The organism is Bradyrhizobium embrapense (assembly GCF_001189235.2).
In the GTDB taxonomy this organism is placed as follows: Bacteria; Pseudomonadota; Alphaproteobacteria; order Rhizobiales; family Xanthobacteraceae; genus Bradyrhizobium; species Bradyrhizobium embrapense.
This window is the reverse complement of record NZ_LFIP02000003.1, coordinates 355415-381646: the sequence shown is the minus strand read 5'-3', so window position 1 is coordinate 381646 and position 26232 is coordinate 355415. Positions and strand designations below refer to the sequence as shown.

The following is a 26232-nucleotide window of genomic DNA, read 5'->3' as shown; positions in this document are numbered from 1 at the left end:
GAGCCGGGGTGCGGTCATCAGAAGCCCTCGCGAAGCCATCGTCCGACCTTTCCGAAGTAACCGTCTGTCCCTGTCCTGAGCTGCCGCGTGCGCCGCGGTTCGACATGTTCAAGATGTGCGTATTGCGGATAGACCAAGAGACCCGTCGGCACCGAGAACGAGGCGCCCTTGGCCTCGTTCGGCAGCCGGCCGAAGCCGAGCGGGCGGCCGATGCGGACCTGACGGTTCAGGATACGGGTGGCAAGCTCGACGGTGCCGGTGAGCTGCGAGGCGCCGCCGCTCAATACGACGCGCGCCCTCGGCTCTGCCGCAAAGGGAGAATCCGCGAGCCGGTCACGGACCATTTCAAAAATCTCCTCGGCGCGATGCCGGACGATGTTGGCGATCGTGGCGCGGGACACGATTTGCGGAGTGTCCCGATCGTCGCCTGCAGTGGGAACGGACATCAGCTCGCGCGAGTCCGAACCGCCGGTCAGCACCGTGCCGTATAAAGTCTTGATTCGCTCGGCATCCGCAATGCACGCGCCGATGCCGCGCGCAAGATCCATGGTGATGTGTTGCCCGCCGAGCGCAAATCCGGATGCGTGCACGAGGCGGCCGCCGGAGTAGGTCGCGATCGTCGTCGAGCCCGCGCCCATCTCGACGACGGCGGCGCCGAGATCGGCCTCGTCATCAGTCAGCACCGACAGGCCCGCGACATACGGGCTCGACGCCATGGCTTCGACGTTGAGATGGCAGCGCTCGACCACCAGCATCAGGTTCTTGGCGACCGTCGCGTCCGACGTCACCACATTCATGTCGACGCCGAACTGGCGCGCCACCATGCCTCTGGGATCGCGGATGCCCTTGACGCCGTCGAGCGCGTAACCGACCGGCAGCGCGTGCAGCACGGTGCGGCCGGCGCCGGCGGCGTGGCGCATGCCGGCCGAGGTGACGCGGCTGATATCGTCCGCGGTCACCGAGCCGCCGTGGATATCGGCCGCGGCTTCAACCAACTGGCCATGCAGCCGGCCGCCGGAGACCGACAGCAGGACGGATTCGACGCGGACCTTGGCCATGCGCTCGGCCAGCGCCACGGCATGGCGCACTGCCTTCTCGCATTCGGCGAGATCGACCACTGCGCCGGCCTTGACGCCGCGCGACTGGATCTGGCTGTAGCCGATCAATTCGACCGCATGGGTGCGGCCGCGCAGCGCCTCGTTCGGCGGCGACGGCTTGAGCCGCGCGATCATGCAGGCGATCTTGCTGGAGCCGATGTCGAGCGAAGCCACCATCGCGGTGCGCTTCGGCATCGGCCGGGTCTTCGGGGTCAGATTGCGGTCGAGGCCGGTCATGCGGAGTCACCCGGCTTCTTCTTGGACTTCTTGTCCTTGAACAATTCGTCCCGCGCCTTGCCGGCTTCCTCGGACAGTTGCACGACCAGCCGATCGGGCAGACGCATGTCGACGGCGACGATGTCGCGCGAGAACAGCTTTTCGTCCTTGTCGAGCTTGGAGAGCGCGGCCAGCGCGTTGCCGACGTCGTTCTCGGGCAGGCGGACGTCGAGGCCGTCCTTGAGGCGCAGGTTCCAGCGCCGCTCGCCGACGAAGATCGCGGCCTTGGTCACCGAACGCACCTGCGGGTAACGATCGAGCAGTGCCAGGAAGTCCTGCGCCCTGACATCGGCACCCTTGCCTACCACCAGCGGCAGATTGAGGAAGCGGCGCGTGACATAGGGCTCGAGCACCGCGCCGTCGGAGGCGATCACCGACAGGCGGCCGTTCTGCTGCCACAACGCGAAGGCGGTGCGCTCGACGATGTCGATCTGCAGCCGGCCCGGATAGAGTTTCAGGATCGTGGCGTCGGCGATCCAGGGATTGGCCTTCAGCTTGGCGCGCACGGTATCGGCGTCGAGGAACAGCAGCGAGGAGCGGCCGTTGACGCCGCCGATCGCAAGCACCTCGTCCTGGCTCAGCTGCTTGCGGCCGTTGATACCGACAGTGGTGATCCGGAAGCCCGCGGAATTGGCCAGCGCATTGCGGGTATCGCTGAGCGCGGTGGTGAACTCCTCGAGATGGCCGCCCCTGACGATGCCGAAGCCCAGGCTGCCGAACAGGATCGCGAGCGTCGCGACCAGGCCGATGCGGCGCGGCAGATAGCGTTCGAGCAGCAGGATGTAGCGGTTCGGCGGCTCGCGATCGATGATGACCTGCGGCCGCCCGGCGGGACGCCGGCGGCGGCGCGCGAGATGGGCGCCGACATACTCGCGCAGCAGCACCGCCGCTCCAATAGCGGCTGCTCTCAGGTCAGCTTGAGGCCCCAGCGATCGCAGCGATCGGGTGAGGCGTCCTGCACCATCCATTGCACGAGCTCGTCACATGTTTGCGCCCGCAAACCCTGCGGGGTCCCGGCACACGTGTCGTCTCGGCTAGACCGGTGGGATTAGAGTGGCCCCCTGTTCCCTGGTTGCGATCCTCGAAGCGGTAATCCGCGACAGCTCACGCCCCGGCAGCCAAGCGCTACATGCGCCGCCAGCGTTAACCTTCGGGCTTCCTGGTAAACAAATGGTAAAGGAGTTCAGCCTAAGGTGTATTTTGATCAACGCTTTGAGTACTTTGCCGCGAACCCGTTAGCATTTTGGCAACAGCGCCGGGTTCCATGCGGCCGACTCGTGCAGGTTCCCCACCCGATCGGCCTTAACGCCTGGCGCGGCGGCGGCCGAGCTCGATCTGGTCGGCCAGGAAGTGGCCAAAGCCGATGCCCTGTGCTTTCAAGGCCTTAGGGTAAAGGGATGCCGCGGTGAGGCCGGGCAGCGTGTTGGTCTCGAGGTAGACCGGGCCAGTGGCCGACACGATGAAATCGCTGCGCGAGTAGCCGGTGCAGGACAATGCGCGGTGCGCCCGCAACGCATGATCCATGATCGCAGCGCTGACCTCGGGCGCGAAGCGGCCGGGACAGATCTCCTGGGTCGACTTCAGGAGATATTTGGCTGTGTAGTCGAAGCCCCCCTCCGCCGGCACGATCTCGATCGGCGGCAGCGCGAACACCGTGCCGTCGGATTGCTCGAGCACGCCGCAGGTCGCCTCGACGCCCGATACGAACGGCTCGATCAGATAGTCTTCATGCTTCGCCGCATTGCGGACTGCGACGAGGTCCTGTTTCGCGTTGACGAAGATCAGCCCGTAGCTCGAACCGTCCTTGGCGGGCTTTGCGATCAGTCTGCCGTGCTTCGCGAAGGCATCGTCGATCTCGTCGACGGTGATGCCCTGCGGCGCGTTGAGGCCCGCGATCGCGGCGAAGCGCTTCGCCGAAGGCTTGTCGAACGCCAGATGCGACGACGCCGAGCCGGAGCCGGTGAACGCGACGCCGCGCATCTCGCACATCGCCTGCAACTCGCCGTTCTCCGCGCGGCCACCGTGCAGGCCGAGCACCAGCACGCGCTGCTCGACGCTGGCTTTGTCGAGCGCCTGGTCCAGCGCGATGCCGCGACCATCGGGCTTGAAGTCGAGCTCGAAGGGCCGCGTGTGGCCGAGCAGCTGTTCGGACGTCACCGCATGCACGGTATCGTCGACGTCCCAGAACCAGAGTTCCGCATCGGGCAGCGCGCGATGCAGCGCCTGCGCGCTCGCCACCGAGACCAGCCGCTCCTTGTTGGTGCCGCCGAACAGAATGGTCACCTGCATCAGCTCTTCCCGATCCGCTTGATTTCCCAGTGCAGCTCAATTCCGCTGGCCTGCTTGACCCGTTCCCGCACCGTCTCGCCGAGCGTCTCGATGTCATGCCCGGTGGCGTTACCGGTGTTGATCAGGAAATTGCAGTGCATCTCCGACACCTGCGCGCCGCCGACCTTGAGGCCACGGCAGCCGGCAGCGTCGATCAGTTTCCAGGCGCTGTTGCCCGGCGGGTTCTTGAACGTCGAACCGCCAGTCTTTTCGCGGATCGGCTGCGCGGTCTCGCGATGGGTCTGCACCTCGTTCATGCGGGTGCGGATCGCATCCGCATCGGTGATCCTGCCGCGGAAGCGCGCCGATGTGAACACGATCGACGGATCGACGCCGGAGTTGCGATAGACGAACTTCATATCCGCATTGCCGAACATGTGCTTCGTGCCGTCACGGCCGATGCCGGTGGCCTCGATCAGCACGTCCTTGGTCTCTCCGCCATTGGCGCCGGCATTCATGCGCAGCGCGCCGCCGACCGTGCCGGGAATCCCGAACAAGAATTCCATGCCGCCGATATCAGCCGCCGCCGCCGTCTCGGCGACGCGCTTGTCTAGCGCTGCGGCACCGGCGGTGACGACATCGCCAGCCGCACTGGTCTCGCCGAATGCGCGCGGCGCGAGCCGGATCACGACGCCAGGCATGCCGCCATCGCGCACGATCAGGTTGGAGCCGACGCCGACGACATAGACCGGCAATTCCTGCGGCAGGCGCTTCAGGAAATAGGCGAGATCATCCTCATCGGCCGGCGTGAACAGCACCTGCGCCGGACCGCCGACGCGAAACCAGGTCAGCTCCGCCATCGACTGGTTCGCCAGCAGCCGCCCGCGCAACTCCGGCATCGCGGCTTTCAGGTCGGGCGTGATGTCCGGGAAGGTCACGATCACCCCAGCGCCTTCAATTCGCCGGGCAGTGCGTAGGCCCATTGCGTGATGTTGCCGGCGCCGAGACAGACCACGAGATCGCCGGACTTGGTGAGGCCGTGCACGATCTTCGCGAGCTCACCGGCGTCAGGCAGCGGCACAACGTTGCGATGGCCGTGGGCGCGCAGGCCGGCGGCAAAATGGTCGCGGTCGATGCCTGCGATCGGCGTCTCGCCGGCCGGATAGACCTCCGCAACCACGACCGCATCGGCGTCGTTGAAGCAGGTGCAGAACTCCTCGAACAGCGACTGCAGGCGGGTGTAGCGATGCGGCTGCACGACGGCGACGATCTTGCCGTTGGTGGATTCGCGCGCCGCCTTCAGCACGGCCGCGATCTCGACCGGATGATGACCGTAATCGTCGATCACGGTGATGCCGTTGGTCTCGCCGGTCTTGGTGAAGCGTCGCTTCACGCCGCCGAAGCCGGCCATCGCCTGGCGGATCACATCGTCGGACACGCCGAGCTGATGCGCGACTGCGATCGCCGCCGTCGCGTTCGACGCGTTATGGCGTCCCGGCATCGGCAGCATGATGTCGGCGATCTCGTGCGTCGCGCCCGACTTGCGATCGCGGATCGCGACCCTGAATTTCGAGCCGCCGCCCATCGGCGTCAGGTCCAGCAGCTGCGCGTCGGCCTGCGGATTCTGCCCGTAGGTGATGATGCGGCGATCCTCGATCTTGCCGACCAGGGTCTGCACCACCGGATGATCGGTGCACATCACGGCAAAGCCGTAGAACGGAACGTTCTCGACGAAATTGCGGAACGCGTCCTGGATCGCTTCGAACGTCTTGAAATGATCGAGATGCTCGGGATCGATATTGGTGACGATGACGACGTCGGACGGCAGCTTCAGGAAGGTGCCGTCGCTCTCGTCGGCTTCCACCACCATCCAGTCGCCGGCCCCGAGCCGCGCGTTGGAGCCGTAGGCATTGATGATCCCGCCATTGATCACGGTCGGATCGAGCCCGCCGGCGTCCAGCAAGGTCGCCACCATCGTGGTCGTGGTGGTCTTGCCATGGGTGCCGGCGATCGCGACGCAGCTCTTCAGCCGCATCAGTTCGGCCAGCATCTCAGCCCGCCGCACCACGGGAATGCGCCGCGCGCGGGCCGCCATCAATTCGGGATTGTCGCGCTTGATCGCGGTCGAGACCACGACGACATCGGCGCCATCGACATTCTCGGCGGCGTGGCCGACCGAGATCTTGGCGCCCTTCTTGCGCAGCCGGTCGAGGTTGTAATTGTCCGACGCGTCCGAGCCTTGCACGGTGTAGCCGAGATTGATCAGCACCTCGGCAATGCCGCTCATGCCGATGCCGCCGATCCCGACGAAGTGAATGGGTCCGATCTCGCGCGGCAGTCTCATGCTGGTGCTAGCCTCATTGTGTCCAATCGACTTATGAAAGACGCGGGTAGCCGAGACAAGCCCGGCCATAACGCCCCATGGCCGAAAATTCCTCGCGAACGCCTAAATTCCTGCCACTTTTGCCACCAGATCGGCCAGCCGCTCGGCGGCATCGAGCCGGCCGACCCCGCGCGCGGCCTCCGCCATCGCAGTCAATCTCGCGGGCTCGGCGGCGAAGGCCGAGATTTCGGCGGCGAGCCGCGCCGGCGTGAAGTCGTTCTGCGCGATGCGCAGCGCGCCGCCGGCCTGCGACAGCACGCCGGCATTGGCGAACTGGTCCTGATCGATCGCGCCCGGCAGCGGCACCAGGATCGAGGGCCGGCCGATCGCGGCAAGCTCGGCGACGGTGCCGGCGCCGGAACGCGAGATCACCAGTTGGCTCGAGGCGAGCCGCGCCGGCAAATCCGTGAAGAACGGCGCCAGCTCGGCATTGATCTTGAGCCGGTCGTAGATCGCGCGCACCCGCGCCATGTCCTCTTCGCGCACCTGCTGGGTGATGATCAGGCGGCTCCACAGCGCGGGATCGAGCTGCTCGATCGCCGGCGGCACGATATCGCTCATCACCCGCGCGCCCTGGCTGCCGCCGACGACGAGCAGGCGCAGTGGCCCGTTCACCTCCGGCGGCGTGTATTTCACCGCGGCGGCGGCGAGGATCGCCGGCCGCATCGGCGTGCCGACGGTGGTCGCCTTGCCGGCGAGCGCGGGATCGCGATCGAGCACGCCCGGCAGCGAGGTCGCGATCGCGTTGACGCGGCTGGAGAGGAAGCGATTGGCACGGCCGAGCACCGCATTGGCGTCGTGGATGACGCCGGGCACGCCGAGCAGCCGCGCGGCCATCAGCGGCGGCAGGGTCGGGTAACCGCCGAAGCCGACGACGGCCGCGGGCTTCAGCCGGCGCACCACATTGGCGGCCACCAGCGTGCCGTAGCCGAGCATCAGCACGGTTTGCGCGAGCGAGACCGGGTTGCGGCTGCGCACGGTCGCGCTCGGCACCAGCTCGATACTCTCCCGGCCGAACAGGCCGGAATAGCGCAGCGCGCGGCCGTCGGTCGCCAGCCGCACCCGCAGGCCACGCCTGATCAGTTCCACGGCGAGCGCTTCGGCCGGGAATAAATGGCCGCCGGTGCCGCCGGCCGCCAGCAGAATCAGGGGCGCGTTGTCCATGGTTCCCAGTTAACCGACGCCGCCGTCACAGTCACCTACGCGTAGGCGCGCCGGGCACTGGCGCCTTCCATCGATTCGATCTCGGTGCGCGGCCGCTGCCGTGTCAGCGCAAGCATCATGCCGACGCCATAGGCGAGCGACACGAATGATGAGCCGCCATAGGAGATGAACGGCAGCGTCATGCCCTTGGCCGGGATCAGTTGCAGATTGACCGCCATGTTGATGGTCGCCTGCACGCCGAACAGGATCGCAAGCCCCGACGCGGCGAAGCGCGAGAACATGTCCTCGGTGGCGTAGGCGCGCGTCAGCGTGCGGATCACGATGAAGCCGAACAGCGCGACCAGCATCAAGCAGAGGATAATGCCGAACTCTTCCGCCGCGACCGCGAACACGAAGTCGGTGTGGCTGTCCGGCAGGCTGCGTTTTGCAATTCCCTCACCGGGTCCGAGACCGAACCAGCCGCCGTTCCAGAACGCCTCCATCGCGGTGTCGACCTGGAAGGTATCGCCGGAAGCGGGATTCATGAAGCGCTTGATGCGGCCGGCGACGTGCGGCACCAGGAGATAGGCGCCGAACAGGCCGGCGCCGGCGGCGCCCGCGAGCCCGAACACCCAGATCATCCGCATGCCCGCGATGAAGAACAGCGCGCCCCAGACTGTCGTGATCAGCATGGTCTGTCCGAAGTCGGGCTCCATCACCAGGAGCGACACCAGCGTCATCAGCAGCACCAGCGCCATCGACGTCGCCGGCATCTCCGGCCGTTTGGTGGATTCCGCAAACAGCCAGGCCGCGACGATCACGAAGGCGGGCTTGGCGGCTTCGGAGGCCTGGATGTTGACGCCGAGCAGCGTGATCCAGCGCCGCGAGCCCTTGACCTCGGGCCCGACCAGCAGCGTCAGCACGATCAGCGCGATCGACAGCACGAACACCACAAGTGCAGTGCGTCGGATCTGCCGCGGCGTCATGAACGATACGCCGATCAGCACGATCAGCGAGGGCACCAGGAACATGACGTGGCGGTTGAAGAAGTGGAACGGATCGAGCCCGATCCGGGTCGCGACCGGCGGGCTCGCCGCCAACGACAGGATGACCCCGGCCAGCATCAACGCGGCGATCGCCACAAGCAGCAGCTTGTCGACGGTCCACCACCAGTCCGAGAACGGGGTGCGTTGGTCACGGGCGAGCATGGGCGTCCCCAGATGGCAGAGATAACGTTCATTCGTGGCGCAGGATGGTTTCCAAGGGGTTAACGGGTTGGGTAACTTTTGAGGGAGGGGCTTTGGGAAGTCGCTTTGAAGCTCAACGCCGCCGCCTGCCCCCTGCCAACCCAGTCATCCTGAGGGCGCGAGCGCAGCGAGCCTCGAAGGATGCGCGGCCACCAGCCGTGCCGCCGTGCTTCGAGGCTCGCTTCGCTCGCACCTCAGCATGACGGTGCAAGTTCTGATTCAACCGTCAGACAGCTTATGCGGCGTCTTCACCCGCCGGCGAATGACGGAGAACTTGTGTCTACACCACCGGCTTGATGCCGGGCAGCGCCTGGACGATGTCGCGGAAGGCGGTGCCGCGGATTTCGAAATTGCGGTACTGGTCGAACGAGGCGCAGGCCGGCGACAGCAGCACGACGGCTTCGCTCAGTCCCGACGCCTCGGCATCGCGCGCGGCGCTGGCGATCGCGACGTCGAGCGTGCCGGACATCTCATGCGGGACGCGGTCGCCGAGCGTACCGGAGAATTCGGCCGCCGCCTCGCCGATCAGATAGGCCTTGCGGATGCGTGGGAAATATTCGGTGAGACCGGTGATGCCACCGGCCTTCGGCTTGCCGCCGGCGATCCAGTAGATATCGGCGAACGACGACAGCGCATGCGCGGCGGCATCCGCGTTGGTGCCCTTGGAGTCGTTGACGAACAGCACGTCGCCGCGACGGCCGACCTGCTCCATGCGATGTGCCAGACCCGGGAAGCTGCGCAGGGCGTTCTGCAGCACATCGGTCGCAATCCCCATCGCCAGCGCACAGGCCGAGGCGCAGGCCGCGTTCTGCGCATTATGCAGGCCGCGCAGCGAGCCTATGCCGCCGAGACGCGCGACCTCGCTGCGCGCCGCACCCTGGGCACGCACGATGGTCTCGTGCTCGACATAGAGGCCGTCGGGCAGCGGGTTCTTTACCGAGATGCGCACCACGCGCTTGCCGGCGCGATCGAGCCGGTCGGCGATGTCGCGGCACCAGCCATCGTCGACGCCGACGATCGCGGTGCCGCCCTGTTGCACGCCAACGACCAGCCGCTCCTTGACCGCCGCGTAATGCTCCAGCGTGCCGTGGCGATCGATGTGGTCCTCACTGATGTTGATCAGGATACCGACCGAAGGATCGAGCGATGGCGCAAGGTCGATCTGGTAGGACGACATCTCGATGACATGGACGCGGCCCATCCGCGGCGGCTCCAGCGACAGGATCGCGGTGCCGATATTGCCGCCCATCTGGGTGTCGTAGCCGGCGACCTTCATCAGATGCGCGATCAACGCCGTCGTGGTCGACTTGCCGTTGGTGCCGGTGATGGCGACGAACGGCGCGTTCGGTGCATGACGGCGCCGCTCGCGGCAGAACAGTTCGACGTCGCCGATCACCTCGACACCGGCCTCGCGCGCCTTCAGCACGCTCCAGTGCGGCGCCGGATGCGTCAGCGGCGCACCGGGGGTCAGGATCAGGGCGGCGAAATTCGCCCACGACACGGTGCGCAGATCGGCAGTGGTGAAGCCGGCCTGCGCCGCCTTGGCGACGTTGTCGGCACTGTCGTCGGCCGCGATCACCTCCGCGCCACCGGCCTTCAGCGCGTGGCAGCTCGCGAGCCCGGAGCCGCCGAGCCCGAACACCGCGACCGTCTTGCCCGAGAAGGAGGTGACCGGGATCATGGTGACGCTCAGCGCAGCTTGAGGGTCGAGAGGCCGGCGAGCGCCAGCATCACCGAGATGATCCAGAACCGGATCACGATCTGCGGCTCGGTCCAGCCCTTCTGCTCGAAATGATGGTGCAGCGGCGCCATCCGAAACACGCGCTTGCCGGTGAGCTTGAACGAGGTGACCTGGACGATGACCGAGACCGCCTCCAGCACGAACAGGCCGCCGATCACGGCCAGCACGATCTCGTGCTTGACCGCAACGGCGGTGGCACCCAGCATGCCGCCGAGCGCGAGCGAGCCGGTGTCGCCCATGAAGATCGAGGCCGGCGGCGCGTTGAACCAGAGGAAGCCGAGACCTGCGCCCAGCACCGCGCCGCATAGCACCGCCAGTTCGCCGGTGCCGGCGACGTAGTTGATCTGCAGGTAGTCCGAGAACACCGCGTTGCCGGTCAGGTACGAGATCATGCCGAAGCTCGCGGCCGCGATCATGACAGGCACGATCGCGAGGCCGTCGAGGCCGTCAGTCAGGTTCACCGCGTTGCCGGCGCCGACCATCACGAAGGCGCCGAAGATCACGAAGAACCAGCCGAAATTGATCACGAGGTCCTTGAAGAACGGTATCACAAGCGAGGTCGAGGACACGTCGCGGCCGAGCCGGACCAGCGCGTAGGTGGCGGCGAGCCCGATCGCTGCCTCGATCAGAAGCCGCAGCTTGCCGGCGAAGCCGCTGTGCGACTGCTTTGTGACCTTGAGATAATCGTCATAGAAGCCGACGAAACCAAAGCCGAGCGTCACCGCGAGCACGATCCAGACATAGGGATTGAGCGGATTGGCCCAGAGCAGCGTCGACACCACGAGCCCGGACAGGATCATCAGCCCGCCCATGGTGGGCGTGCCCTTCTTGGAAATCAGGTGCGATTGCGGGCCATCGGTGCGGATCGGCTGGCCCTTGCCCTGCCGCAGCCGCAAATGATCGATGATCCAGGGCCCGAACAGGAACACGAACAGCGCACCGGTCACCATCGCGCCGCCGGTGCGGAAGGTGATGTAACGGAACACGTTCAGAGCGCTGCGGAATGGCCCAAACCCCGGAACGGTGTTGGACAGTTCGATCAACCAGTAGAACATTCAAAAAGTCCTATACCGCTTCTTCGTGCGCGGCCTTGTCGGGGAAGCGTTTTTCCAGCGCGCTGACAATGAGCTTCATCTTCGATCCCAGCGAGCCCTTCACCATGATCACGTCACCGGCACGGACCGCGGCGACCACCTGCGCTTCGAGCGCCGCCGAACTCTCGGCATAGCCTCCCCGCTTGCCCGGGGAAAGGGCATCCCACAGATTCCGCATCAGCGGACCACAACAATATACGAGGTCGATGCGGTTGGCGGTCACGGCCTCGTTCAGGTCGCGGTGCAGGTCGGGCCCGGTCGGCCCGAGCTCAAGCATGTCGCCGAGCACGGCGATGCGGCGGCCATGCGGCCCGGTCTGGGCCTGGCCGAGCACGTTGAGCGCGGCGCCCATCGAGGCCGGGTTGGCGTTGTAGCTCTCGTCGATCAGCGTCGCCTCGCCATGGCCGACCTCGAGCGCGCGGCGAAGACCGCGACCGGACGGCGCTTCGAGCTGCGACAGCGACAGCGCCGCGCGCGCGATATCGGCGCCGAGCAGCGACGCGCCCGCGAGCACCGCGAGCGAGTTCATCGCCATGTGCCGGCCGGGCATCCCGATCTTGTAGGTGATGTCATGATCCAGAATGTCGGCGTGCACCGCCGAACAGGTCGCATGCAGCGAGAGATCGATCAGCCGCGCCTCGGCACGCTTGTCGGCGCCGAACGAGACGATGCGCGAGATGCCGGCTTTCTTGGCCTGCTTCTGCAGCCGCGCGAACTGCCCGTTGTCGCGGTTGAGCACCACCGCGCCATTGGGCTCCAGCCCTGCGAATATCTCCGCCTTGGCGTCAGCGATCGCCTCGATCCCGGCGAAGAACTCCAGATGCACCGGCTCGATCGTGGTGATGACGGCGACGTGCGGCCGCACCATCTTGACCAGCGGCGTGATCTCGCCGGCATGGTTCATGCCGATCTCGAACACCGCAAAGCGCGCGCTCGCCGGGCAGCGCGCCAGCGACAGCGGCACGCCCCAGTGATTGTTGAACGAGGCAACCGAGGCATGGGTCTCGCCTTGCGCCGACAGCACGCGGCGCAGCGCCTCCTTGGTCGAGGTCTTGCCGACCGAGCCGGTCACCGCGATGATGCGCGCGTTGAGCCGCGCGCGCGAGGCGTGCGCAAGTTCGACGAGGCCGGCGAGCACGTCGTCGACCACGAGCAACGGCACATCGGCGGGAAATTTTGCCCGTTGCGCGGTCTCGACCACGGCGAGCCCGGCGCCGGCCTTCAGCGCTGCCTCGACGAAGGCATGGCCGTCATGGACGTCGCCCTTGATGGCAAAATAGGCATCGCCCGGCGCGATGGTGCGACTGTCGATCGAGAGACCGGTGACGCCGTTTGGCAATGCGCCTTGCGTTGCCGCGCGCATCGCTTGCGCCATCGCATCCGAGGTCCACAACATCGTGCTCATGCGCCCTCCGCTGCTAGCGCGGCAGCAACCGCCTCATGATCGCTGAACGGCAGCGTCGTGCCGCCGACGATCTGCCCGATTTCATGGCCCTTGCCGGCGACGACCAGCGCGTCGCCGGGCTCGAGCCCGGCAATCCCGGCGCGAATCGCAGCAGCGCGGTCGCCGATCTCGCGCGCGCCCTTTGCAGTGGCCATGATCGCGGCGCGGATCGCCTCCGGCTTCTCGCTGCGCGGATTGTCGTCGGTGACGATGATGTGATCGGCGTTCTCGGCCGCGATCGCGCCCATGATCGGACGCTTGCCGGCGTCACGGTCGCCACCGGCGCCGAAGATCACGACCAGCCTGCGCTTGGCATAGGGCCGCAGCGCCTGCAGAGCCTTGGCGAGCGCATCGGGCTTGTGGGCGTAGTCGACGAAGATCGGCGCACCATTATGCTCGCCGACGAATTCAAGCCGGCCCTTGGCGCCCTCGAGATGTTCGAGGCAGCCGAACACGTCTTCCGTCGCGCTGCCGGTGCCGATCGCAAGGCCAGCCGCGACCAGCGCGTTCTCGATCTGGAATTCGCCGACCAGCGGCAGCCGGATCGCGTGCTTACGCCCGCGGTGCTCGATCACGAGCTTCTGGGCAAAGCCTTCGATTGCAGCATCGGTGAGCTTGATGCCCTCGGCGGCGTCGGCATTGCGGCCGACCGCGATGATGCGCAGGCGCCTCGCCCGCGCCGCGTCGATCACTTGCGCCGAGCAGTCGTGATCGGCCGAGATCACCGCCGCGCCGCCGGGCGCAACGAGATCGCGGAACAGGCGGAGCTTCGCATTGAGGTAGTGTGCGACGTCGGGATGATAATCCATGTGGTCGCGCGACAGATTGGTGAAGCCGCCGGCTGCGATGCGCACGCCGTCGAGCCGATACTGGTCGAGACCGTGCGAGGAAGCCTCGAAGGCGAGATGGGTGACGCCGTCACGCGCGATCTCGTCGAGTTGGCGATGCAGCGCGATCGGGTCGGGCGTGGTCAGCGAGCCATAGACGGTGCGCTTGTCCGAGACGAGGCCGATGGTGCCGATGCTAGCGGAGGAGTGACCGAGCCGTTGCCAGATCTGGCGCGTAAAGGCCGCGACCGAGGTCTTGCCGCTGGTGCCGGTCACCGCCGCAATCGTTGCGGGCTGGCGCGGATAGAATATGGCCGCGGCGAGCGCCAGCGCGCGGCGCGGATTCGGTGTCATCACGAACGGCACGCCAAGCGCGCGCTGGGGCCGATGGTCGCCGGCGACCGCGACGGCGCCCGCGGCGATCGCCGCGTCGACGAAGCGTGCACCGTCAGTCTTGCTGCCGGCCACCGCGAAGAACAGGTCGCCAGGCTTCACCGCGCGGCTGTCGACCGCAAGGCCACCGACGACGATCTCGTCGGCACTCGGATCGATCCTTGGGTCGATTCCTGGATCGATCGTGGCATCGGCGCTGAAGAGGTCGCGAAGTCTCATGATCTTCCAGTCCGGCCGGCGCCGTTCTGGCGCCGTTGTCTGAGCATGGTCTGGTCCGGAAAACCGCTTCGCATTTTTCGCTACCGCGGCCGTTCCGGTCCGGATCATGCTGTGAATATACGCCTTACTGGGTTGTTCTGGATGCCGCAAGAATAAGGCGGTCGGACGGCGGCAGGTCGAAGCGCGGTTCAACGCCCAAAAGCGGCGCAATTCGGGCGATCACGTTGCCGCCGGTCGGCACCGCATTCCAGCCCGAGGTGATGAAACCGTAGGTCTCCTTCAGGGGCTGCGGCTCGTCGAGCATGATCAGCAGCTGGTATTTCGGATTGTCAGCGGGCAGGATCGCCGTGAAGGCGTTCAGCACGCGCTTCTTGGCGTAGCGGCCGTTGATCACCTTTTCCGCGGTGCCGGTCTTGCCGCCGATATAGTAGCCCTTGACGTCGGCCTTCTTGGCGGTGCCGACCTCGGCATTGAGCCGCATCAGATAGCGCATCTTGTCCGAGGTCTCGGGCTTGATGACGCGCTTGGCCAGCGCCATCGCCTCCTGCTCGGAGCGTTTCAGGAAGGTCGGCGGGATCAGGTAGCCGCCGTTGACCAGCGCGTCGATGCCCATCACCGCCTGCAGCGGCGCCACCGCGATGCCGTGACCGAACGAGATGGTGACGGTGTTCAGTTCGCCCCACTTCTTCGGCACGATCGGCGAGGCGCTCTCCGGCAATTCGGTGCGCAGCCGCTCGAGCTGCCCCATCTTGCGCAGGAAGGCCTTGTGCGCGTCGACGCCCATCGCCAGCGCAATGCGCCCGGCGCCGATGTTGGAGGAATAGTAGAACACCTCCTTCATGTTGATCATGCGGCCCATGTTGTGATCGTCATGGATCGCGAACTTGCCGTAGTGCAGCGGGCCGCGCGCATCCCACATCGAGTTGAGATCGAACCGGCCGCTATCCAGCGCCATCGCCAGCGTGAACGCCTTGAAGGTCGAGCCCATCTCGTAGACGCCGGTGGTCAGGCGGTTGATGCGATCAGGATCGTGCGCCTCCTTCGGATTGTTCGGATCGAAATCCGGCAGCGACACCATCGCCACGATCTCGCCGGTGCGCACGTTGGAGACGAGGCCGGAGGCGGCCTTGGCCTTGAACTTCTCCTTCGCCTTGATCAACTCGTCGCGCAGCGCGTGCTCGACCCGCAGGTCGATCGACAGTTCCACCGGCTTCTGCAGCCGGTCGGTGGCAAAGCCCGCGCGGTGCAGGTCGGCCAGACCGTTATTGTCCAGCCACTTTTCCATGCCGGCGATGCCCTGGTTGTCGATGTTGACGAGGCCGATCAGATGGGCGACCTCGTTGCCGGTCGGATAGACGCGCTTGTTCTCGCGCAGGAAGCCGACGCCGGGAAGGCCGAGGCGATGGATGTCGTTCTGTTGCTTCGGCGTGATCTCGCGCTTCAGCCAGACGAAGCCCTTGCGCGACGACAGGCGGTCGCGCACCTCGCTGGTGTCGAGATCGGGCAAGGCTCCGGTCAAGAGCTCGATCGCCTCGTCCTTGTCGATCAAGCGGCGCGGCTCGGCGAACAAGCTCGGCGCCTTGACGTCGGTCGCAAGAATCGCGCCGTTGCGGTCGGTGATGTCCGGCCTCGCGGTTGCGATCGCATCCTGCGAGGCGGCGCGTCGCGCACCATGACTGTCGGCGCCCACGGCGAACAGCACGAGACGTCCGGCCAGCACGCAATAGACGGCGGCGAAGGCAAGGATCGCAAGGCCGACGCGCGCGCGCGCTTTCGCGGCACGGTCGACATTGCTGCCGTACAGCAGCGAGCGGACCAGCCGCGCGCGCCAGGGTTCGGCGGATTTCCCGGCCGGTTGGTTGGCGGGTGCCGGATCGGTCATGGCAGGTCCCGTCATTGCTGATCTCCCCCGCCCTGCTCGGTTTCGTCGGGCGCGGGCTGGTCGGCGGCCGGCTGATCGGTCGCCGGCTTGCCAATCGATCCGGTGGTGCTGTCGGGCGCGGCGGCGGCCTCGATGGTGTCGATCATCGCGCCGATCGGATCGCGCGAACCGGGCCGCGTGAAGCTCGGCGGCCGCTCGGGCAGGTTCTTCAGGGAATCGTACTGGTTGGCGTTGACCGGCTTCAGCGGCAAGTGGCGTTCGGCAAGCCCTTGCAGCCTGAGCGGCGCGTCGAGCTTGGCCCATTCGGCACGCAAGGCGGCGATCGCGTTGCGCTGCTCGCGGATCTCGGCGTTGAGCTGCAGCACGCGCTCGACCCGCGCAGTCGATTCCATCTTGATGCGGTAGACATAGGACGCCGCGAAGATTAGCATGCCGATGACGAGGAGATGGAGGAGACGCATCGTCACCCTCCCCGTTTCAGGTCGGCAAGGCGCGGCCATGACGGCAGGTCGTCATCCGGATGCGCCGGCGCCGCGGTGCGTTCGGCCGCGCGCAGCTTGGCCGAGCGGGCGCGTGGATTGGCTGATATCTCGGCGTCACTGGGTGTCACCGGCCGCTTGGTCAGGATCTGAAAGCTCGGTGCCGATTGCGCCACTTCGGGCAGATGCCGCGAGCCGCCGGAGACCTTGCCGCGCTCACTGAGGAAATTCTTGACGATGCGGTCTTCCAGCGAATGGAACGAGACCACGGCGAGCCGGCCGCCCGGCTTCAGCACGCGCTCGGCCGCAGCCAGCGCGAGGTAGAGCTCATCGAGCTCCTCATTGACGAAGATGCGTAGCGCCTGAAAGGTCCGTGTCGCCGGATGGATCTCGTTCGGCTTGGCGCGCACCACCTTGCCGACGATGTCGGCGAGCGCCTCGGTCGTCGCGATCGGCGCGTCCTTGCGCGCGGCGGCGATGGCGCGCGCGACGGCGCGCGAATGGCGCTCCTCGCCGAAGATATAGATGATGTCGGCGAGCTGCTTCTCGGAAGCGGTGGCGATCACATCGGCCGCGGTCGGACCGCTCCGCGCCATGCGCATGTCGAGCGGGCCACCGAGGCGGAACGAGAATCCGCGCTCGGCCTGGTCGAGTTGCATCGAGGAGACGCCGACATCCATCACGACGCCGTCGACCTGATCCACCCCCTGCGATGCGCAGACCTCCGCGAGATTGGAGAAGCGATCCTCGACCAGCGTCAGCCGGCCGTCCGAGCCGTCGACCAGATCGAAGCCGCCTGTTATCGCGGTGCGGTCGCGGTCGATGCCGATGACGCGCGTATCGGCGACATCGAGGATCATGCGGCTGTAGCCGCCGGCGCCGAAGGTCGCGTCGACATAGATGCCGCCGGCGCGCGGATCGAGATAGGCGACCGCCTCGCGGCCCAGCACGGAAATGTGACGGGGCGCACGCTCGCTCATGCGCCACCCCCGGAGAGGGCCGCGTTGCTGGCATGCAAGCTGGCTGCGCGCCGACTCATTGCGTCTCGAATCCTCGCGCTGGTTGTTCCGGCAAAACGGCCGCTGCGTGATGTCAGCGCCAACTCCCGTCCTCGGCCGCAAATCCTGATATCCGACCGGAATTGGGTGGGTTTCCATGGGATTTCGCGCAACAGCGGACCTTGGCCGTCCCCCGAAACCGGTTCGGCACTTCACCTCTCAGTAACGGCACTTAACGTTAAGAAAACGTTGATGATCGGTTAGCGGAATCGCTCGCCTTTGAGGCGGATTCGAATGATAGCCTCGGCGCCTGCTCCGGACATCGTTGTGCGGCGCGCAGAACCCTGGAACTCACAGGCTGACTGCGCGGCCCTCACGGTAAAGGAATAGTAAACGCCTATTTGCTTATCCATATGTCAAAATGCGTTCTCCTGGTTCGGGTTTGAGTGATTCGTATGGCTTCTGGTTCGTCCTCGTCCGGCAACGCTGATCCGAAGCGTCAGCGCGTCCTTCCTGTTCCGAAGGGCGTGGCCGACGTGCAGACGTTCACCCCGGATTCCTCGATCGCCTCGGACGTGATCCCGTCGGTGAATTTCGGCGACCGCGCCAACAACCGGCAGCCCGACATGATCGTGCTGCACTACACCGGCATGCCCGACGTCGAGGGCGCGATCGCCCAGCTCTGCACCGCCGGCACCGAGGTCTCGGCGCATTACATCGTGCTCGAGGACGGCCGCATCGTGCAATGCGTGCCGGAGAGCAAGCGCGCCTGGCACGCCGGCGTCTCCGCCTGGGCCGGCGAGGACGATATCAATTCCTGCTCGATCGGCGTCGAGATCGTCAATCGTGGCCACGATTGGGGCTATCCCGACTTCCCGCTGCGCCAGATCGCGGCCGTCATCGCACTGTGCCGCGGCATCATGCTTCGGCGCAAGGTGGTCTCGCATCGCGTGCTCGGCCATTCCGACGTGGCTCCGGGGCGCAAGAAGGATCCCGGCGAGAAATTTCCCTGGCACTCGCTGGCCAATTCCGGCGTCGGGCATTGGGTGCAGCCGGCGCCGATCGTGCGCGGCGACGCGCTGCAGCTCGGTGCGATCAGCGATGCCGTCTCCAGCATGCAGGCCGCGTTCCGGCGCTACGGCTACAACATCCCGACCAACGGCAAGTTCGACGGCCCGACCATGGAGGTCGTCACCGCCTTCCAGCGTCACTTCCGCCCCGAGCGCGTCGACGGGATCGCCGACCGCTCCACCATGGCGACGCTACACGCGCTGCTCGAGACGCTGCCGCCGGATGCTGCGGCGCAGGTCGCGGCGAAGGCGAAGTAAGGCTCCGTCTCCCCTCCGTCATTGCGAGCCAAATCCGCACGCGCAAGACGGAACTTTTCGCCATCCGGCGTCTTCTTCATTGGGGCGGTCTGAGTGGAGATTCGTCCATGTTCAAAGCACTCATCACCGGAGCTGCAGCCATCGGCCTCATCGCAGCTCCAGTCGCCGCAGGTGCGATGTCGACCCAGGACAAGTCCATGTCGACCCATCACAAGACCCACAAGGTCCATCATGCGCAGAAGAAGATGATGGCGCCCGGCACCACGACCGGCATGTCGAGTGGAACGACGACCGGGCAATCGGCCGGCGCCAAGGCCAAGACAGGATACTGAACAGATCCGACGCCGCGCGGCACGCTGACGATCATTGATATCAAAGCAGTGCCTTCGCAAGTCACGCACGAGATCGGGTGACGTCACCCATCTCGGCGATCCTTCGCGCGTAAAGCCGCCGCAGCGGCTCGAGTTGCGTCGCCGCGGTGGCGGCAAGATAGGCCTGCCGCGCTTCCTCCTTGCGGCCGAGGCGGCGCAGCAGGTCGGCGCGCACCGCGGGCAGCTGGTCGTATCCCTTCAGGCTGCCGCGCGCGTCCAGCGCGTCGATCAGATCGAGCGCGCGCGCCGGGCCGTCGACCATCGATACCGCGGCGGCGTGGTTGAGCTCGATCACCGGCGACGGGCTGATGCGGAGCAGCACCTCATAGAGACCGGCGATCTGCGGCCAGTCGGTATCCTCATAGCTCGGCGCCCGGGCGTGCAGCGCGGCGATCGCGGCCTGCACCGCGTAGGATTGCGGCCGGCCCGGCATCTGCAGCGCCTCCTCGACCAGCCTCACGCCCTCGGCGATCTGCCGGAAATCCCACAGCGAACGGTCCTGCTCCTCGAGCAGCACGATGTCGCCGCCTGCGGTCTGGCGGCCAGCTCGGCGCGCGTCGTGCAGCAGCATCAGCGCCAACAGGCCCTTGATCTCGCCGCGTGCCGGAATCAAGCCATCGAGCAGCCGCGCCAGCCGGATCGCCTCGCGGGCAAGATCGGGCCGCATCAGATCCTCGCCCGCGGTCGCAGCATAGCCCTCGGTGAAGACGAGATAGATCACCGCGAGCACGCCGGTGAGGCGCGGCTCCAGCGCCTCGCGCTCCGGCACCTCATAGGGAATGCCGGCGAGTTTGATCTTCTGCTTGGCGCGCAACAGCCGCTGCGCCATCGCGTCCTCGCTCACCAGGAACGCGCGCGCGACCTGCGCGGTCGTCAGCCCGCACACCGTGCGCAGGGTCAGCGCAACCTGGACCTCGGCGGCAAACGACGGATGGCAGCAGGTGAAGATCAGCCGCAGCATGTCATCGTCGAGCGTCGCCTCGGCCGGTTCCGGCGACGGCTCCGCGTCCAGCAGCAATTGATGCGTCAGCTCCTGCTGCTTGCCGCGAAACGAAACCGCGCGGCGGACGCGGTCGATCGCCTTGTTGCGGCCGACATTGACCAGCCAGGCGCGCGGATTGGCGGGGAATTCACCGATCGGCCAGCGCTGCAGCGCGGCCGCGAAGGCATCCTGAAGCGCATCCTCCGCCAGATCGAAATCGCCGACGAGGCGGATCAGCGTTGCGAGCGCCCGGCCCGCTTCGTCACGGAAGATTTTCTCGATCTGGCTCGGGGTCATGGCCATCGATCGGTGCTCAACGGCCGCGCCAGAGCACGCGGCCGCTGCATTCATGATGCGATAATGCCGTCATCACGGTTTGTCGTAGATCATCACCGGCCTGACCTCGATCGAGCCGGTCTTGGCGCCGGGAATCCGCGCCGCAAGGCCGAGCGCGGTGTCGAGATCCTTGGCCTCGACCAGATAATAGCCGCCGAGCTGTTCGCGGGTCTCCGCGAACGGCCCGTCGGTCGTCAGCGTCTTGCCGTCGCGGACCCGCACGGTGGTTGCGGTCGACACGGGTTGCAGCCCGTCACCCGCCTTGAAGTGCCCGCTCTGGATGATGGACTGGGTGTAAGCGCCGTACTCCGCCGTCACTGCCTTGCGCTCGTCAGCGGTCATGTGGGCGTATTGCTCGTCGCTCCGGTAGATCAGCAGCAAATATTGCATCTCGTCTCTCCTCTTGATCGGCTGGATCGCCGACACCCAGTCGAACGGGCGACAGGTCAAACGACATCTTCAGGATAAATTATTTTGGCGGCTTTGGCGGCGGTTATCCGCTTGACGGATCGGGCGGAAACGCCCATGCCGTGGGGGTCAGTCGGCCGGACGGCCGCTCCCGCTGGTGCCGAAAGGCCGCGGGGGAGGAAAGTCCGGGCTCCATCGACATGCGGTGCCGGATAACGTCCGGCGGGGGCGACCCCAGGGAAAGTGCCACAGAGAACGAACCGCTCCCCCTTTCCGAAAGGGAGGGACGAGTAAGGGTGAAAAGGTGCGGTAAGAGCGCACCGCGTTTCCGGCAACGGAGACGGCATGGCAAACCACACCGGGAGCAAAACCGAATAGGGACGGCAACGCGGTTAGTTCGCGCACGCGCGATAACACCGCAGGGCGATGTCAGGCCCGCTGTCCGGGTAGGTTGCTCGAGGCAAGGTGCAAACCTTGTCCCAGAGGAATGGCCGTCGCGTACCATTCGCGAGAATGGTGCCCTACAGAACCCGGCTTACAGGCCGGCTGATATTTGGACCATGAGGGGCTCGGCGCGACACGCCGGGCCCCTCGCCATTTTGGCCGCCACGCATGCATTCCATTTGCTAGGATGTCTGCCTCGCGGAGGATCGCAGATGGACCTTCAGAAGATCATGGCGAAGGCACGAGACATCGCCAGGAGCAGCGGCACGATCACCACCGAACAACTCAACGGCTTGTGCCCCAACAACATGGAGTCCGAGGACATCACGGCTCTCTTTAAGGCTCTCAACGCCGAGGGAATTCATCTCAAGGACGACGAAGCAGAACCATAGAGGCGATTGCCTGGGCAAGGGCTCTCGCCGAGTTGGTGCGGCGCAAGCGTGATTGCACATGCAGCACGACGTCGGGCTCCAGATGCAACGACGACGTGCGCGCGACCGACATTGATGCAGATCAAGGTGCCTGGAACTCGTTTCGCTGACCCTCCGGATCAGACCAGGAGGCCTACCATGTCGATCACGCGTCGTCAGGCACTTGCGCTGCTGTGCGCCGGGGTTTCGCCACTCGCGATTTCACACGCTGCACGCGCCGATTTTGATGGCCCGGTTGTCCGGGCACTGGAGGGCGGTGAGGATTTCTGGCTCGCCCAGGACGCCTATATCTACGGATATCCGCTGGTGACGATGGAGATGACCCGCAGGGTCATGACAAACGTCGCCAAGCTGGAAGGCACACGCGGGCCGATGGGGCAATTCGTCAAGCTCCGCAAGTACCCGGATGCGAGCTTCAAGGATGTAACCGCGCCCAATGCCGACACCCTCTACACCACGGCCTGGATCGACGTCGGGGATGAGCCCTGGGTCCTGAGCATGCCGGACATGAAGGAGCGCTACTTCCTGTTCCCGATGTTGGATGGCTGGACCAATGTCTTCCAGGTGCCGGGCAAACGCACCACCGGCACCAAGGCGCAGACCTACGCGATCACCGGACCGGGCTGGAAGGGGACACTCCCAGCAGGGGTCAAGGAGTACAAGTCTCCCACAAGCATCGTCTGGATCCTGGGCCGCATTTACTGCACCGGCACGGCGGAAGACTATGCAGCCGTGCACGCCGCCCAGGACGAGTTCAGGCTCGTGCCGCTTGGCGCCTACGGCAAGTCGTATGCACCTGCGTCAGGCAAGGTCGATGCGTCGATCGACATGAAGACGGCGGTTCGGGACCAGGTCAATCGGATGGACGCAGCTGCGTACTTCACGCTTCTCGCGCAACTGATGAAGCGCAATCCGCCGGCGCCCGCCGACGCGGCTGAGGTTGCGAAGTTTGCGAAGATCGGTCTCGTTCCCGGCAAGGACTTTGATACGAGCAAATTCGATGCCGCATTTGCCAAGCGGGTCCCGCAGGTGGCGTTCGACCGGATCATGTTGCAGTACAAGGTCAACAACGCAATCCGGAACGTGAACGGTTGGGCTTTCGACGGCGAAGCCGGCACCTATGGCACCAATTATCTCAACCGCGCCCTTGTCACGGCAATCGGCCTCGGCGCAAACCGAATTCAGGATGCATGCTATCCCACATCGCAGAAGGATGCCGACGACAAGGACTACCTTGGCAGCAACAAGTACGTCATGCGCTTTCCGAAGGGGCAGCTTCCTCCGGTCGCAGGCTTCTGGTCGCTCACGATGTATGACGAGAACTATTTCTTCGTCGCCAATCCGATCAATCGGCAGTCGATCAGCGCCCGCCAGAACCTCAAGTCCAACCCGGACGGTTCGGTCGAACTCTATATCCAGAAGGACAGCCCAGGCCCCGACAAGGAGAGCAACTGGCTGCCCGCGCCTGCGGGCAAGTTCATCCTGATGCTGCGCATGTACTGGCCGAACGAGAAGTCGCCATCGATCATCAACGGCAGCTGGAAGCCGCCACCCGTCCGCAAGGTGACAAGCAGCTAGAGCGCTTTCGAGCGAAGTGGATTCCGGCTCGCGTGAAGAAAACGCGTCAAAACAAAAAGCCAGAACTTCAGTTCTGTTTCACTCAGAGCCGAAGTTCTAGCGACATCTTCGTTAGTCCCGCATCTGTGCAGAGAGGCAGGTGTGATGCTGGTTCCCGATACGCCGTCCGTCGAACAGCTGTCGCAAGTGATCGTGCAGGTCACCGCACCGTCGTTCCTCCTAGGGGCGGTTGCCGGGTTCGTTTCCCTGCTGATCTCCCGCATGAATCGGGTGACCGACCGGATACAGGCCGCCGAAGCTGTCCCGGATGGCGATCACGCCAGGGCAAGGCTCAAGAGGGACATGCCGCAACTGAGGCGCCGTGCCGAATTGCTGAATCGTGCGATCCTGTTCTCCACGACAAGCGCAATCTTGACATGCCTGCTCGTGATCGTGGCGTTCGTCAGCGCATACTATCAGCTGCGGCACGAATACGGTGTCGCTGTACTGTTTGTCATTGCCCTCGCATTTTTCACCGCGGGGCTCGTGAATCTCGTCCGCGAAACCTGGATTTCCGTGCACGAGTACGAATCCGGATCGTTAGCGCCGTAGCTGATCGATTGGCAATTCGGTGGCATTCGCGCTATGATCACCAGGAGCTGAACGTCTCCCTCTGCTAAATTGAAAAAATAAGAGGAGGAGTGGTCATGTCAGTCGCCTGCAAGTTCGAGCGCAGCATCCTCAGCCACGAAGAATATGAAGCAATCCGCCTGACCCATCATCCCGCCATCTATGACGTCGAGGTGGCTGAGCTCGAGGCCATGCGACCCCGCTTGCGCAAGATGCGCGACAAGGAGCGGACCGTCGGCCGGCAGAAGCAACGAGAGAGCCGCGGAAAGGCCGAGGCTCGCGGGACGAGCTTTCCGGGAACCGCCAAGCATGCGTCAGAGCGAAAGCAGGTGTTCGCAGCGGCACTGAAGCGGGTGAACACCGAGCTCAGGCGTCAGCACAATTTGGCAGCCCGGACGGCACATGTCGAAGCAGCTCGAAAGGCCCTCGCGCTGCACCGGGCCGCGAACTTCACCACCCGTCCCTCGGCCGGAGCGACCGCAGGCGAAGGCATGGCGCCGAAGCCAAGCGAGCTCCGAAGAAAGATCATTGCAGGTGCAAAAATCGGACGAATATCGCAGGCTACGAAAGTCGCTCAGGCCGTGCGCGACGCGCGCGGCGCATGACCCCGGGCCAACAAGCGCGCCCGATCGATTCCGGGACGATTCGCACCGTCCCGAAATAACGGCTCGTCAGGAAACGATCTCCATGAGCAGCGCCATCAACGTCTCCGGCGCGGTGACGTTCGGCGAGTGGCTGGCGTCGATCTCGAAATAGCGCCAGCCGGCTTCGTTCTTGATGCGCTTTGCGAACTGGCCGAACGTATCGGCCTGGGTGGCGCGGGTGGCGTAGATATAGCTGCGCGGCAAGTTCGTCTCGCCGTGTTGCAGCTTCAGCTTCTGCTCGAAGCATTTGATCGGCATGTCGACGCGGCGCGCGGTCAGCCATTCGACATCTGCGGCAGACGTATCCGGCGGCGTCGGCATCGGCGGGATGCGCCAGCCGTCGCCGTCGCTTGCGAGCTCGCGCATGGTCTCGATGGCCGGCTCGTTGAGGTCGAACAGCGACTGGCCGTCGCGCGGCACGAAGGCGTCGATATAGATCATCTGCGCGATGCGCTCGCGCATCCGGTCGGCGACGCCGGTCGCGACCATGCCGCCATAGGAATGGCCGATCAGCACGATGTCGTGCAAATCTTCATATGAAATGACGCTGAGCACGTCCTGGATATGCGCCTCCAGGTCGAGCCCTTGGTGCGCAAGGTGCGCGCGCTCGCCGAGCCCGGTGTAGCTGGGCGTGACGAGCCGGTGCCCGGCGGCCTGCATCAGGGGATGCATCTTCTTCCACGCCCATCCGGCTGACCAGGCGCCGTGACAGACCAGAAAGGTTTTCGACGAGTTCGCAGTCATGGGGAAGCTTCCATTCCGATTGTCGTTGATGAGCCGTGATTTCGAAGTGTACCCGCCGCCTGCGTCGTGTAAACGTCGCGGCAATGTACAAAACAACGAGACGAGGATGAACCCGGCAAGCTACGCGGTCCTGTTCTTCGGCGCGCTTGCTGGCGGTTTCGTCTCCGGCCTCGCCGGCTTCGGCACCGCGCTGATGGCGCTCGGCATTTGGCTCTATGTGCTGCCGCCGACGCTTGCGGTGCCGCTGGTGCTTGTGTGCTCGGTGATCGCACAGGTGTCGACGCTGCCGTCGATCTGGAAGACCATCGACTTCCGCCTGGTCTGGCCGTTCGTCATCGCAGGCCTCGCCGGCGTGCCGATCGGCATCCTGCTGATCGCCCGCGCCGACCCCGCGGTCTTCAAGCTGACGATCGGCGTCTTCCTTTTGGTGTTCCCGACCCTGCTGTTCCTGCAGCGCAAGCCGATGTCGATCGGCTTCGGCGGCAAATGGGCCGACGGCGCGATCGGATTTGCCGGCGGCATCCTCGGCGGCCTCGCCGGACTGTCCGGGCCGCTGCCGATCCTGTGGGCGAGCGTGCGCGGCTGGGGCAAGCAGCAGCGCCGCGGCGTGTTTCAGATCTTCAACTTCACGATCCTGGCGGCCGCGCTTCTGGTCCAGATCGCAAGCGGCCTAGTGACAACGGAATTGATCTGGCTGACGGCCTGTGCGTTTCCGGGAACGCTGCTCGGCGCCTGGCTCGGCTCGCGCCTTTATCACGCGCTTAGCGACCGGAATTTCTCCGACGTCGTGCTGGTGCTGCTGTTCCTGTCCGGCGTCGCGCTGGTGTGGAACGGGCTGGCGCCGCGATAGACAATGCGTCGGCGCG

The 26232-nt window shown here is 65.5% G+C and carries 24 protein-coding genes, 1 other RNA gene and 1 pseudogene; 8 read left to right on the top strand and 18 right to left on the bottom strand.

From position 1 onward, the window contains the following. Nucleotides 1-17: 17 nt before the first annotated feature. The 15 genes and pseudogenes from ftsA to rsmH all read right to left on the bottom strand — a co-directional run bounded on the left by ftsA (nt 18) and on the right by rsmH (nt 17473). Nucleotides 18-1334 (bottom strand): cell division protein FtsA, encoded by a 1317-nt coding sequence (gene ftsA, locus AKN83_RS15830; RefSeq protein ID WP_050401730.1) that lies wholly within the window; start codon nt 1332-1334, stop codon nt 18-20. Then, nucleotides 1331-2341, bottom strand: a complete 1011-nt coding sequence (locus AKN83_RS15825; RefSeq protein ID WP_050401729.1) for a cell division protein FtsQ/DivIB — start codon at nt 2339-2341, stop codon at nt 1331-1333. The genes ftsA and AKN83_RS15825 overlap by 4 nt, the downstream gene beginning before the upstream one ends. Further along, nucleotides 2281-2550 (bottom strand): annotated as a pseudogene (locus tag AKN83_RS41205) (hypothetical protein); the annotation flags it as partial. The pseudogene AKN83_RS41205 and the gene AKN83_RS15825, both read right to left, overlap by 61 nt. Before the next feature lie 125 nt (nt 2551-2675). Further along, nucleotides 2676-3662, bottom strand: coding sequence for a D-alanine--D-alanine ligase family protein (locus AKN83_RS15820; protein WP_050401728.1), 987 nt, complete (start codon nt 3660-3662; stop codon nt 2676-2678). Continuing rightward, nucleotides 3662-4579, bottom strand: coding sequence for a UDP-N-acetylmuramate dehydrogenase (gene murB, locus AKN83_RS15815; protein WP_063695415.1), 918 nt, complete (start codon nt 4577-4579; stop codon nt 3662-3664). Before murB ends, AKN83_RS15820 begins: the two co-directional genes overlap by 1 nt. A 2-nt stretch (nt 4580-4581) precedes the next feature. Further along, nucleotides 4582-5985: a UDP-N-acetylmuramate--L-alanine ligase gene (gene murC, locus AKN83_RS15810; RefSeq protein ID WP_050401727.1), complete on the bottom strand. Its 1404-nt coding sequence runs from the start codon at nt 5983-5985 to the stop codon at nt 4582-4584. Nucleotides 5986-6087: 102 nt separating this feature from the next. After that, entirely contained in the window at nt 6088-7188 is a 1101-nt protein-coding gene (gene murG / locus AKN83_RS15805; RefSeq protein ID WP_063695363.1) for an undecaprenyldiphospho-muramoylpentapeptide beta-N-acetylglucosaminyltransferase, read from the bottom strand. 35 nt (nt 7189-7223) lie between these two features. Further along, nucleotides 7224-8375 (bottom strand): putative lipid II flippase FtsW, encoded by a 1152-nt coding sequence (ftsW, locus tag AKN83_RS15800; protein ID WP_063695362.1) that lies wholly within the window; start codon nt 8373-8375, stop codon nt 7224-7226. A 319-nt stretch (nt 8376-8694) separates the two neighbouring features. After that, a complete protein-coding gene (gene murD, locus AKN83_RS15795) occupies nt 8695-10095 on the bottom strand; it encodes a UDP-N-acetylmuramoyl-L-alanine--D-glutamate ligase (RefSeq protein ID WP_050403238.1) in 1401 nt (466 codons plus the stop codon). A gap of 8 nt (nt 10096-10103) precedes the next feature. Continuing rightward, nucleotides 10104-11210, bottom strand: a complete 1107-nt coding sequence (gene mraY / locus AKN83_RS15790; protein WP_050403237.1) for a phospho-N-acetylmuramoyl-pentapeptide-transferase — start codon at nt 11208-11210, stop codon at nt 10104-10106. A 10-nt stretch (nt 11211-11220) separates the two neighbouring features. Then, nucleotides 11221-12654: a UDP-N-acetylmuramoylalanyl-D-glutamyl-2,6-diaminopimelate--D-alanyl-D-alanine ligase gene (locus AKN83_RS15785; RefSeq protein WP_050403236.1), complete on the bottom strand. Its 1434-nt coding sequence runs from the start codon at nt 12652-12654 to the stop codon at nt 11221-11223. After that, a complete protein-coding gene (locus AKN83_RS15780) occupies nt 12651-14132 on the bottom strand; it encodes a UDP-N-acetylmuramoyl-L-alanyl-D-glutamate--2,6-diaminopimelate ligase (protein ID WP_050403235.1) in 1482 nt (493 codons plus the stop codon). Before AKN83_RS15780 ends, AKN83_RS15785 begins: the two co-directional genes overlap by 4 nt. A gap of 124 nt (nt 14133-14256) precedes the next feature. Continuing rightward, entirely contained in the window at nt 14257-16029 is a 1773-nt protein-coding gene (locus tag AKN83_RS15775) for a peptidoglycan D,D-transpeptidase FtsI family protein (protein WP_430641553.1), read from the bottom strand. Then, a complete protein-coding gene (gene ftsL, locus AKN83_RS15770; RefSeq protein WP_050403233.1) occupies nt 16026-16475 on the bottom strand; it encodes a cell division protein FtsL in 450 nt (149 codons plus the stop codon). The genes AKN83_RS15775 and ftsL overlap by 4 nt, the downstream gene beginning before the upstream one ends. Nucleotides 16476-16477: 2 nt before the next feature. Then, nucleotides 16478-17473 carry a 16S rRNA (cytosine(1402)-N(4))-methyltransferase RsmH gene (rsmH, locus tag AKN83_RS15765; protein WP_050403232.1) on the bottom strand — a complete coding sequence of 332 codons (996 nt, stop codon included), beginning with the start codon at nt 17471-17473 and terminating at the stop codon, nt 16478-16480. A 473-nt stretch (nt 17474-17946) separates the two neighbouring features. Here rsmH and AKN83_RS15760 point away from each other — a divergent pair, with 473 nt between their 5' ends. Then, the gene (locus tag AKN83_RS15760) at nt 17947-18819 is read left to right on the top strand and encodes an N-acetylmuramoyl-L-alanine amidase (protein ID WP_050403231.1); all 873 of its coding nucleotides are present in this window, start codon (nt 17947-17949) and stop codon (nt 18817-18819) included. Nucleotides 18820-18926: 107 nt separating this feature from the next. Then, nucleotides 18927-19151, top strand: a complete 225-nt coding sequence (locus AKN83_RS15755; protein ID WP_050403230.1) for a hypothetical protein — start codon at nt 18927-18929, stop codon at nt 19149-19151. A gap of 61 nt (nt 19152-19212) precedes the next feature. Here AKN83_RS15755 and AKN83_RS15750 read toward each other — a convergent pair whose 3' ends face one another. Together AKN83_RS15750 and AKN83_RS15745 are read right to left on the bottom strand one after the other, a co-directional pair. Continuing rightward, nucleotides 19213-20469, bottom strand: a complete 1257-nt coding sequence (locus tag AKN83_RS15750) for an RNA polymerase sigma factor (protein WP_050403229.1) — start codon at nt 20467-20469, stop codon at nt 19213-19215. A gap of 72 nt (nt 20470-20541) precedes the next feature. Then, nucleotides 20542-20898 (bottom strand): YciI family protein, encoded by a 357-nt coding sequence (locus AKN83_RS15745; protein WP_050403254.1) that lies wholly within the window; start codon nt 20896-20898, stop codon nt 20542-20544. Nucleotides 20899-21045: 147 nt separating this feature from the next. Here AKN83_RS15745 and rnpB point away from each other — a divergent pair. The 5 genes from rnpB to AKN83_RS15720 all read left to right on the top strand — a co-directional run bounded on the left by rnpB (nt 21046) and on the right by AKN83_RS15720 (nt 24583). After that, an RNA gene (gene rnpB, locus AKN83_RS15740) (RNase P RNA component class A) lies at nt 21046-21470 on the top strand. A 102-nt stretch (nt 21471-21572) separates the two neighbouring features. Further along, nucleotides 21573-21752 carry a hypothetical protein gene (locus AKN83_RS15735; protein WP_050403228.1) on the top strand — a complete coding sequence of 60 codons (180 nt, stop codon included), beginning with the start codon at nt 21573-21575 and terminating at the stop codon, nt 21750-21752. Nucleotides 21753-21929: 177 nt separating this feature from the next. Next, complete coding sequence (locus AKN83_RS15730; protein WP_050403227.1) at nt 21930-23369, top strand: DUF1254 domain-containing protein; 1440 nt, start codon at nt 21930-21932, stop codon at nt 23367-23369. 144 nt (nt 23370-23513) lie between these two features. Then, the gene (locus tag AKN83_RS15725) at nt 23514-23960 is read left to right on the top strand and encodes a DUF2721 domain-containing protein (protein ID WP_083992080.1); all 447 of its coding nucleotides are present in this window, start codon (nt 23514-23516) and stop codon (nt 23958-23960) included. Between the two features lie 95 nt (nt 23961-24055). Then, nucleotides 24056-24583: a hypothetical protein gene (locus tag AKN83_RS15720; protein WP_050403226.1), complete on the top strand. Its 528-nt coding sequence runs from the start codon at nt 24056-24058 to the stop codon at nt 24581-24583. A gap of 66 nt (nt 24584-24649) precedes the next feature. Here AKN83_RS15720 and AKN83_RS15715 read toward each other — a convergent pair whose 3' ends face one another. Continuing rightward, the gene (locus tag AKN83_RS15715) at nt 24650-25366 is read right to left on the bottom strand and encodes an alpha/beta fold hydrolase (RefSeq protein ID WP_050403225.1); all 717 of its coding nucleotides are present in this window, start codon (nt 25364-25366) and stop codon (nt 24650-24652) included. A gap of 106 nt (nt 25367-25472) precedes the next feature. Between AKN83_RS15715 and AKN83_RS15710 the strand changes: the two genes are divergently transcribed. Beyond that, nucleotides 25473-26216, top strand: a complete 744-nt coding sequence (locus AKN83_RS15710) for a sulfite exporter TauE/SafE family protein (RefSeq protein WP_050403224.1) — start codon at nt 25473-25475, stop codon at nt 26214-26216. The last annotated feature ends 16 nt before the right edge of the window (nt 26217-26232 follow it).

Excerpts from the sequence above, each read along its gene's own strand:
- murG (WP_063695363.1), bottom strand. The coding sequence starts at position 7,188 with ATGGACAACGCGCCCCTGATTCTGCTGGCGGCCGGCGGCACCGGCGGC.
- AKN83_RS15710 (WP_050403224.1), top strand. The coding sequence starts at position 25,473 with ATGAACCCGGCAAGCTACGCGGTCCTGTTCTTCGGCGCGCTTGCTGGC.
- AKN83_RS15775 (WP_430641553.1), bottom strand. The coding sequence starts at position 16,029 with ATGACGGGACCTGCCATGACCGATCCGGCACCCGCCAACCAACCGGCC.
- ftsA (WP_050401730.1), bottom strand. The coding sequence starts at position 1,334 with ATGACCGGCCTCGACCGCAATCTGACCCCGAAGACCCGGCCGATGCCG.
- rsmH (WP_050403232.1), bottom strand. The coding sequence starts at position 17,473 with ATGAGCGAGCGTGCGCCCCGTCACATTTCCGTGCTGGGCCGCGAGGCG.
- AKN83_RS15755 (WP_050403230.1), top strand. The coding sequence starts at position 18,927 with ATGTTCAAAGCACTCATCACCGGAGCTGCAGCCATCGGCCTCATCGCA.
- AKN83_RS15715 (WP_050403225.1), bottom strand. The coding sequence starts at position 25,366 with ATGACTGCGAACTCGTCGAAAACCTTTCTGGTCTGTCACGGCGCCTGG.
- AKN83_RS15745 (WP_050403254.1), bottom strand. The coding sequence starts at position 20,898 with ATGCAATATTTGCTGCTGATCTACCGGAGCGACGAGCAATACGCCCAC.
- ftsL (WP_050403233.1), bottom strand. The coding sequence starts at position 16,475 with ATGCGTCTCCTCCATCTCCTCGTCATCGGCATGCTAATCTTCGCGGCG.
- AKN83_RS15760 (WP_050403231.1), top strand. The coding sequence starts at position 17,947 with ATGGCTTCTGGTTCGTCCTCGTCCGGCAACGCTGATCCGAAGCGTCAG.
- AKN83_RS15735 (WP_050403228.1), top strand. The coding sequence starts at position 21,573 with ATGGACCTTCAGAAGATCATGGCGAAGGCACGAGACATCGCCAGGAGC.
- AKN83_RS15785 (WP_050403236.1), bottom strand. The coding sequence starts at position 12,654 with ATGAGCACGATGTTGTGGACCTCGGATGCGATGGCGCAAGCGATGCGC.
- AKN83_RS15825 (WP_050401729.1), bottom strand. The coding sequence starts at position 2,341 with ATGGATGGTGCAGGACGCCTCACCCGATCGCTGCGATCGCTGGGGCCT.
- murC (WP_050401727.1), bottom strand. The coding sequence starts at position 5,985 with ATGAGACTGCCGCGCGAGATCGGACCCATTCACTTCGTCGGGATCGGC.
- ftsW (WP_063695362.1), bottom strand. The coding sequence starts at position 8,375 with ATGCTCGCCCGTGACCAACGCACCCCGTTCTCGGACTGGTGGTGGACC.
- AKN83_RS15730 (WP_050403227.1), top strand. The coding sequence starts at position 21,930 with ATGTCGATCACGCGTCGTCAGGCACTTGCGCTGCTGTGCGCCGGGGTT.
- murD (WP_050403238.1), bottom strand. The coding sequence starts at position 10,095 with ATGATCCCGGTCACCTCCTTCTCGGGCAAGACGGTCGCGGTGTTCGGG.
- mraY (WP_050403237.1), bottom strand. The coding sequence starts at position 11,210 with ATGTTCTACTGGTTGATCGAACTGTCCAACACCGTTCCGGGGTTTGGG.
- AKN83_RS15725 (WP_083992080.1), top strand. The coding sequence starts at position 23,514 with ATGCTGGTTCCCGATACGCCGTCCGTCGAACAGCTGTCGCAAGTGATC.
- AKN83_RS15820 (WP_050401728.1), bottom strand. The coding sequence starts at position 3,662 with ATGCAGGTGACCATTCTGTTCGGCGGCACCAACAAGGAGCGGCTGGTC.
- AKN83_RS15720 (WP_050403226.1), top strand. The coding sequence starts at position 24,056 with ATGTCAGTCGCCTGCAAGTTCGAGCGCAGCATCCTCAGCCACGAAGAA.
- AKN83_RS15750 (WP_050403229.1), bottom strand. The coding sequence starts at position 20,469 with ATGACCCCGAGCCAGATCGAGAAAATCTTCCGTGACGAAGCGGGCCGG.
- AKN83_RS15780 (WP_050403235.1), bottom strand. The coding sequence starts at position 14,132 with ATGAGACTTCGCGACCTCTTCAGCGCCGATGCCACGATCGATCCAGGA.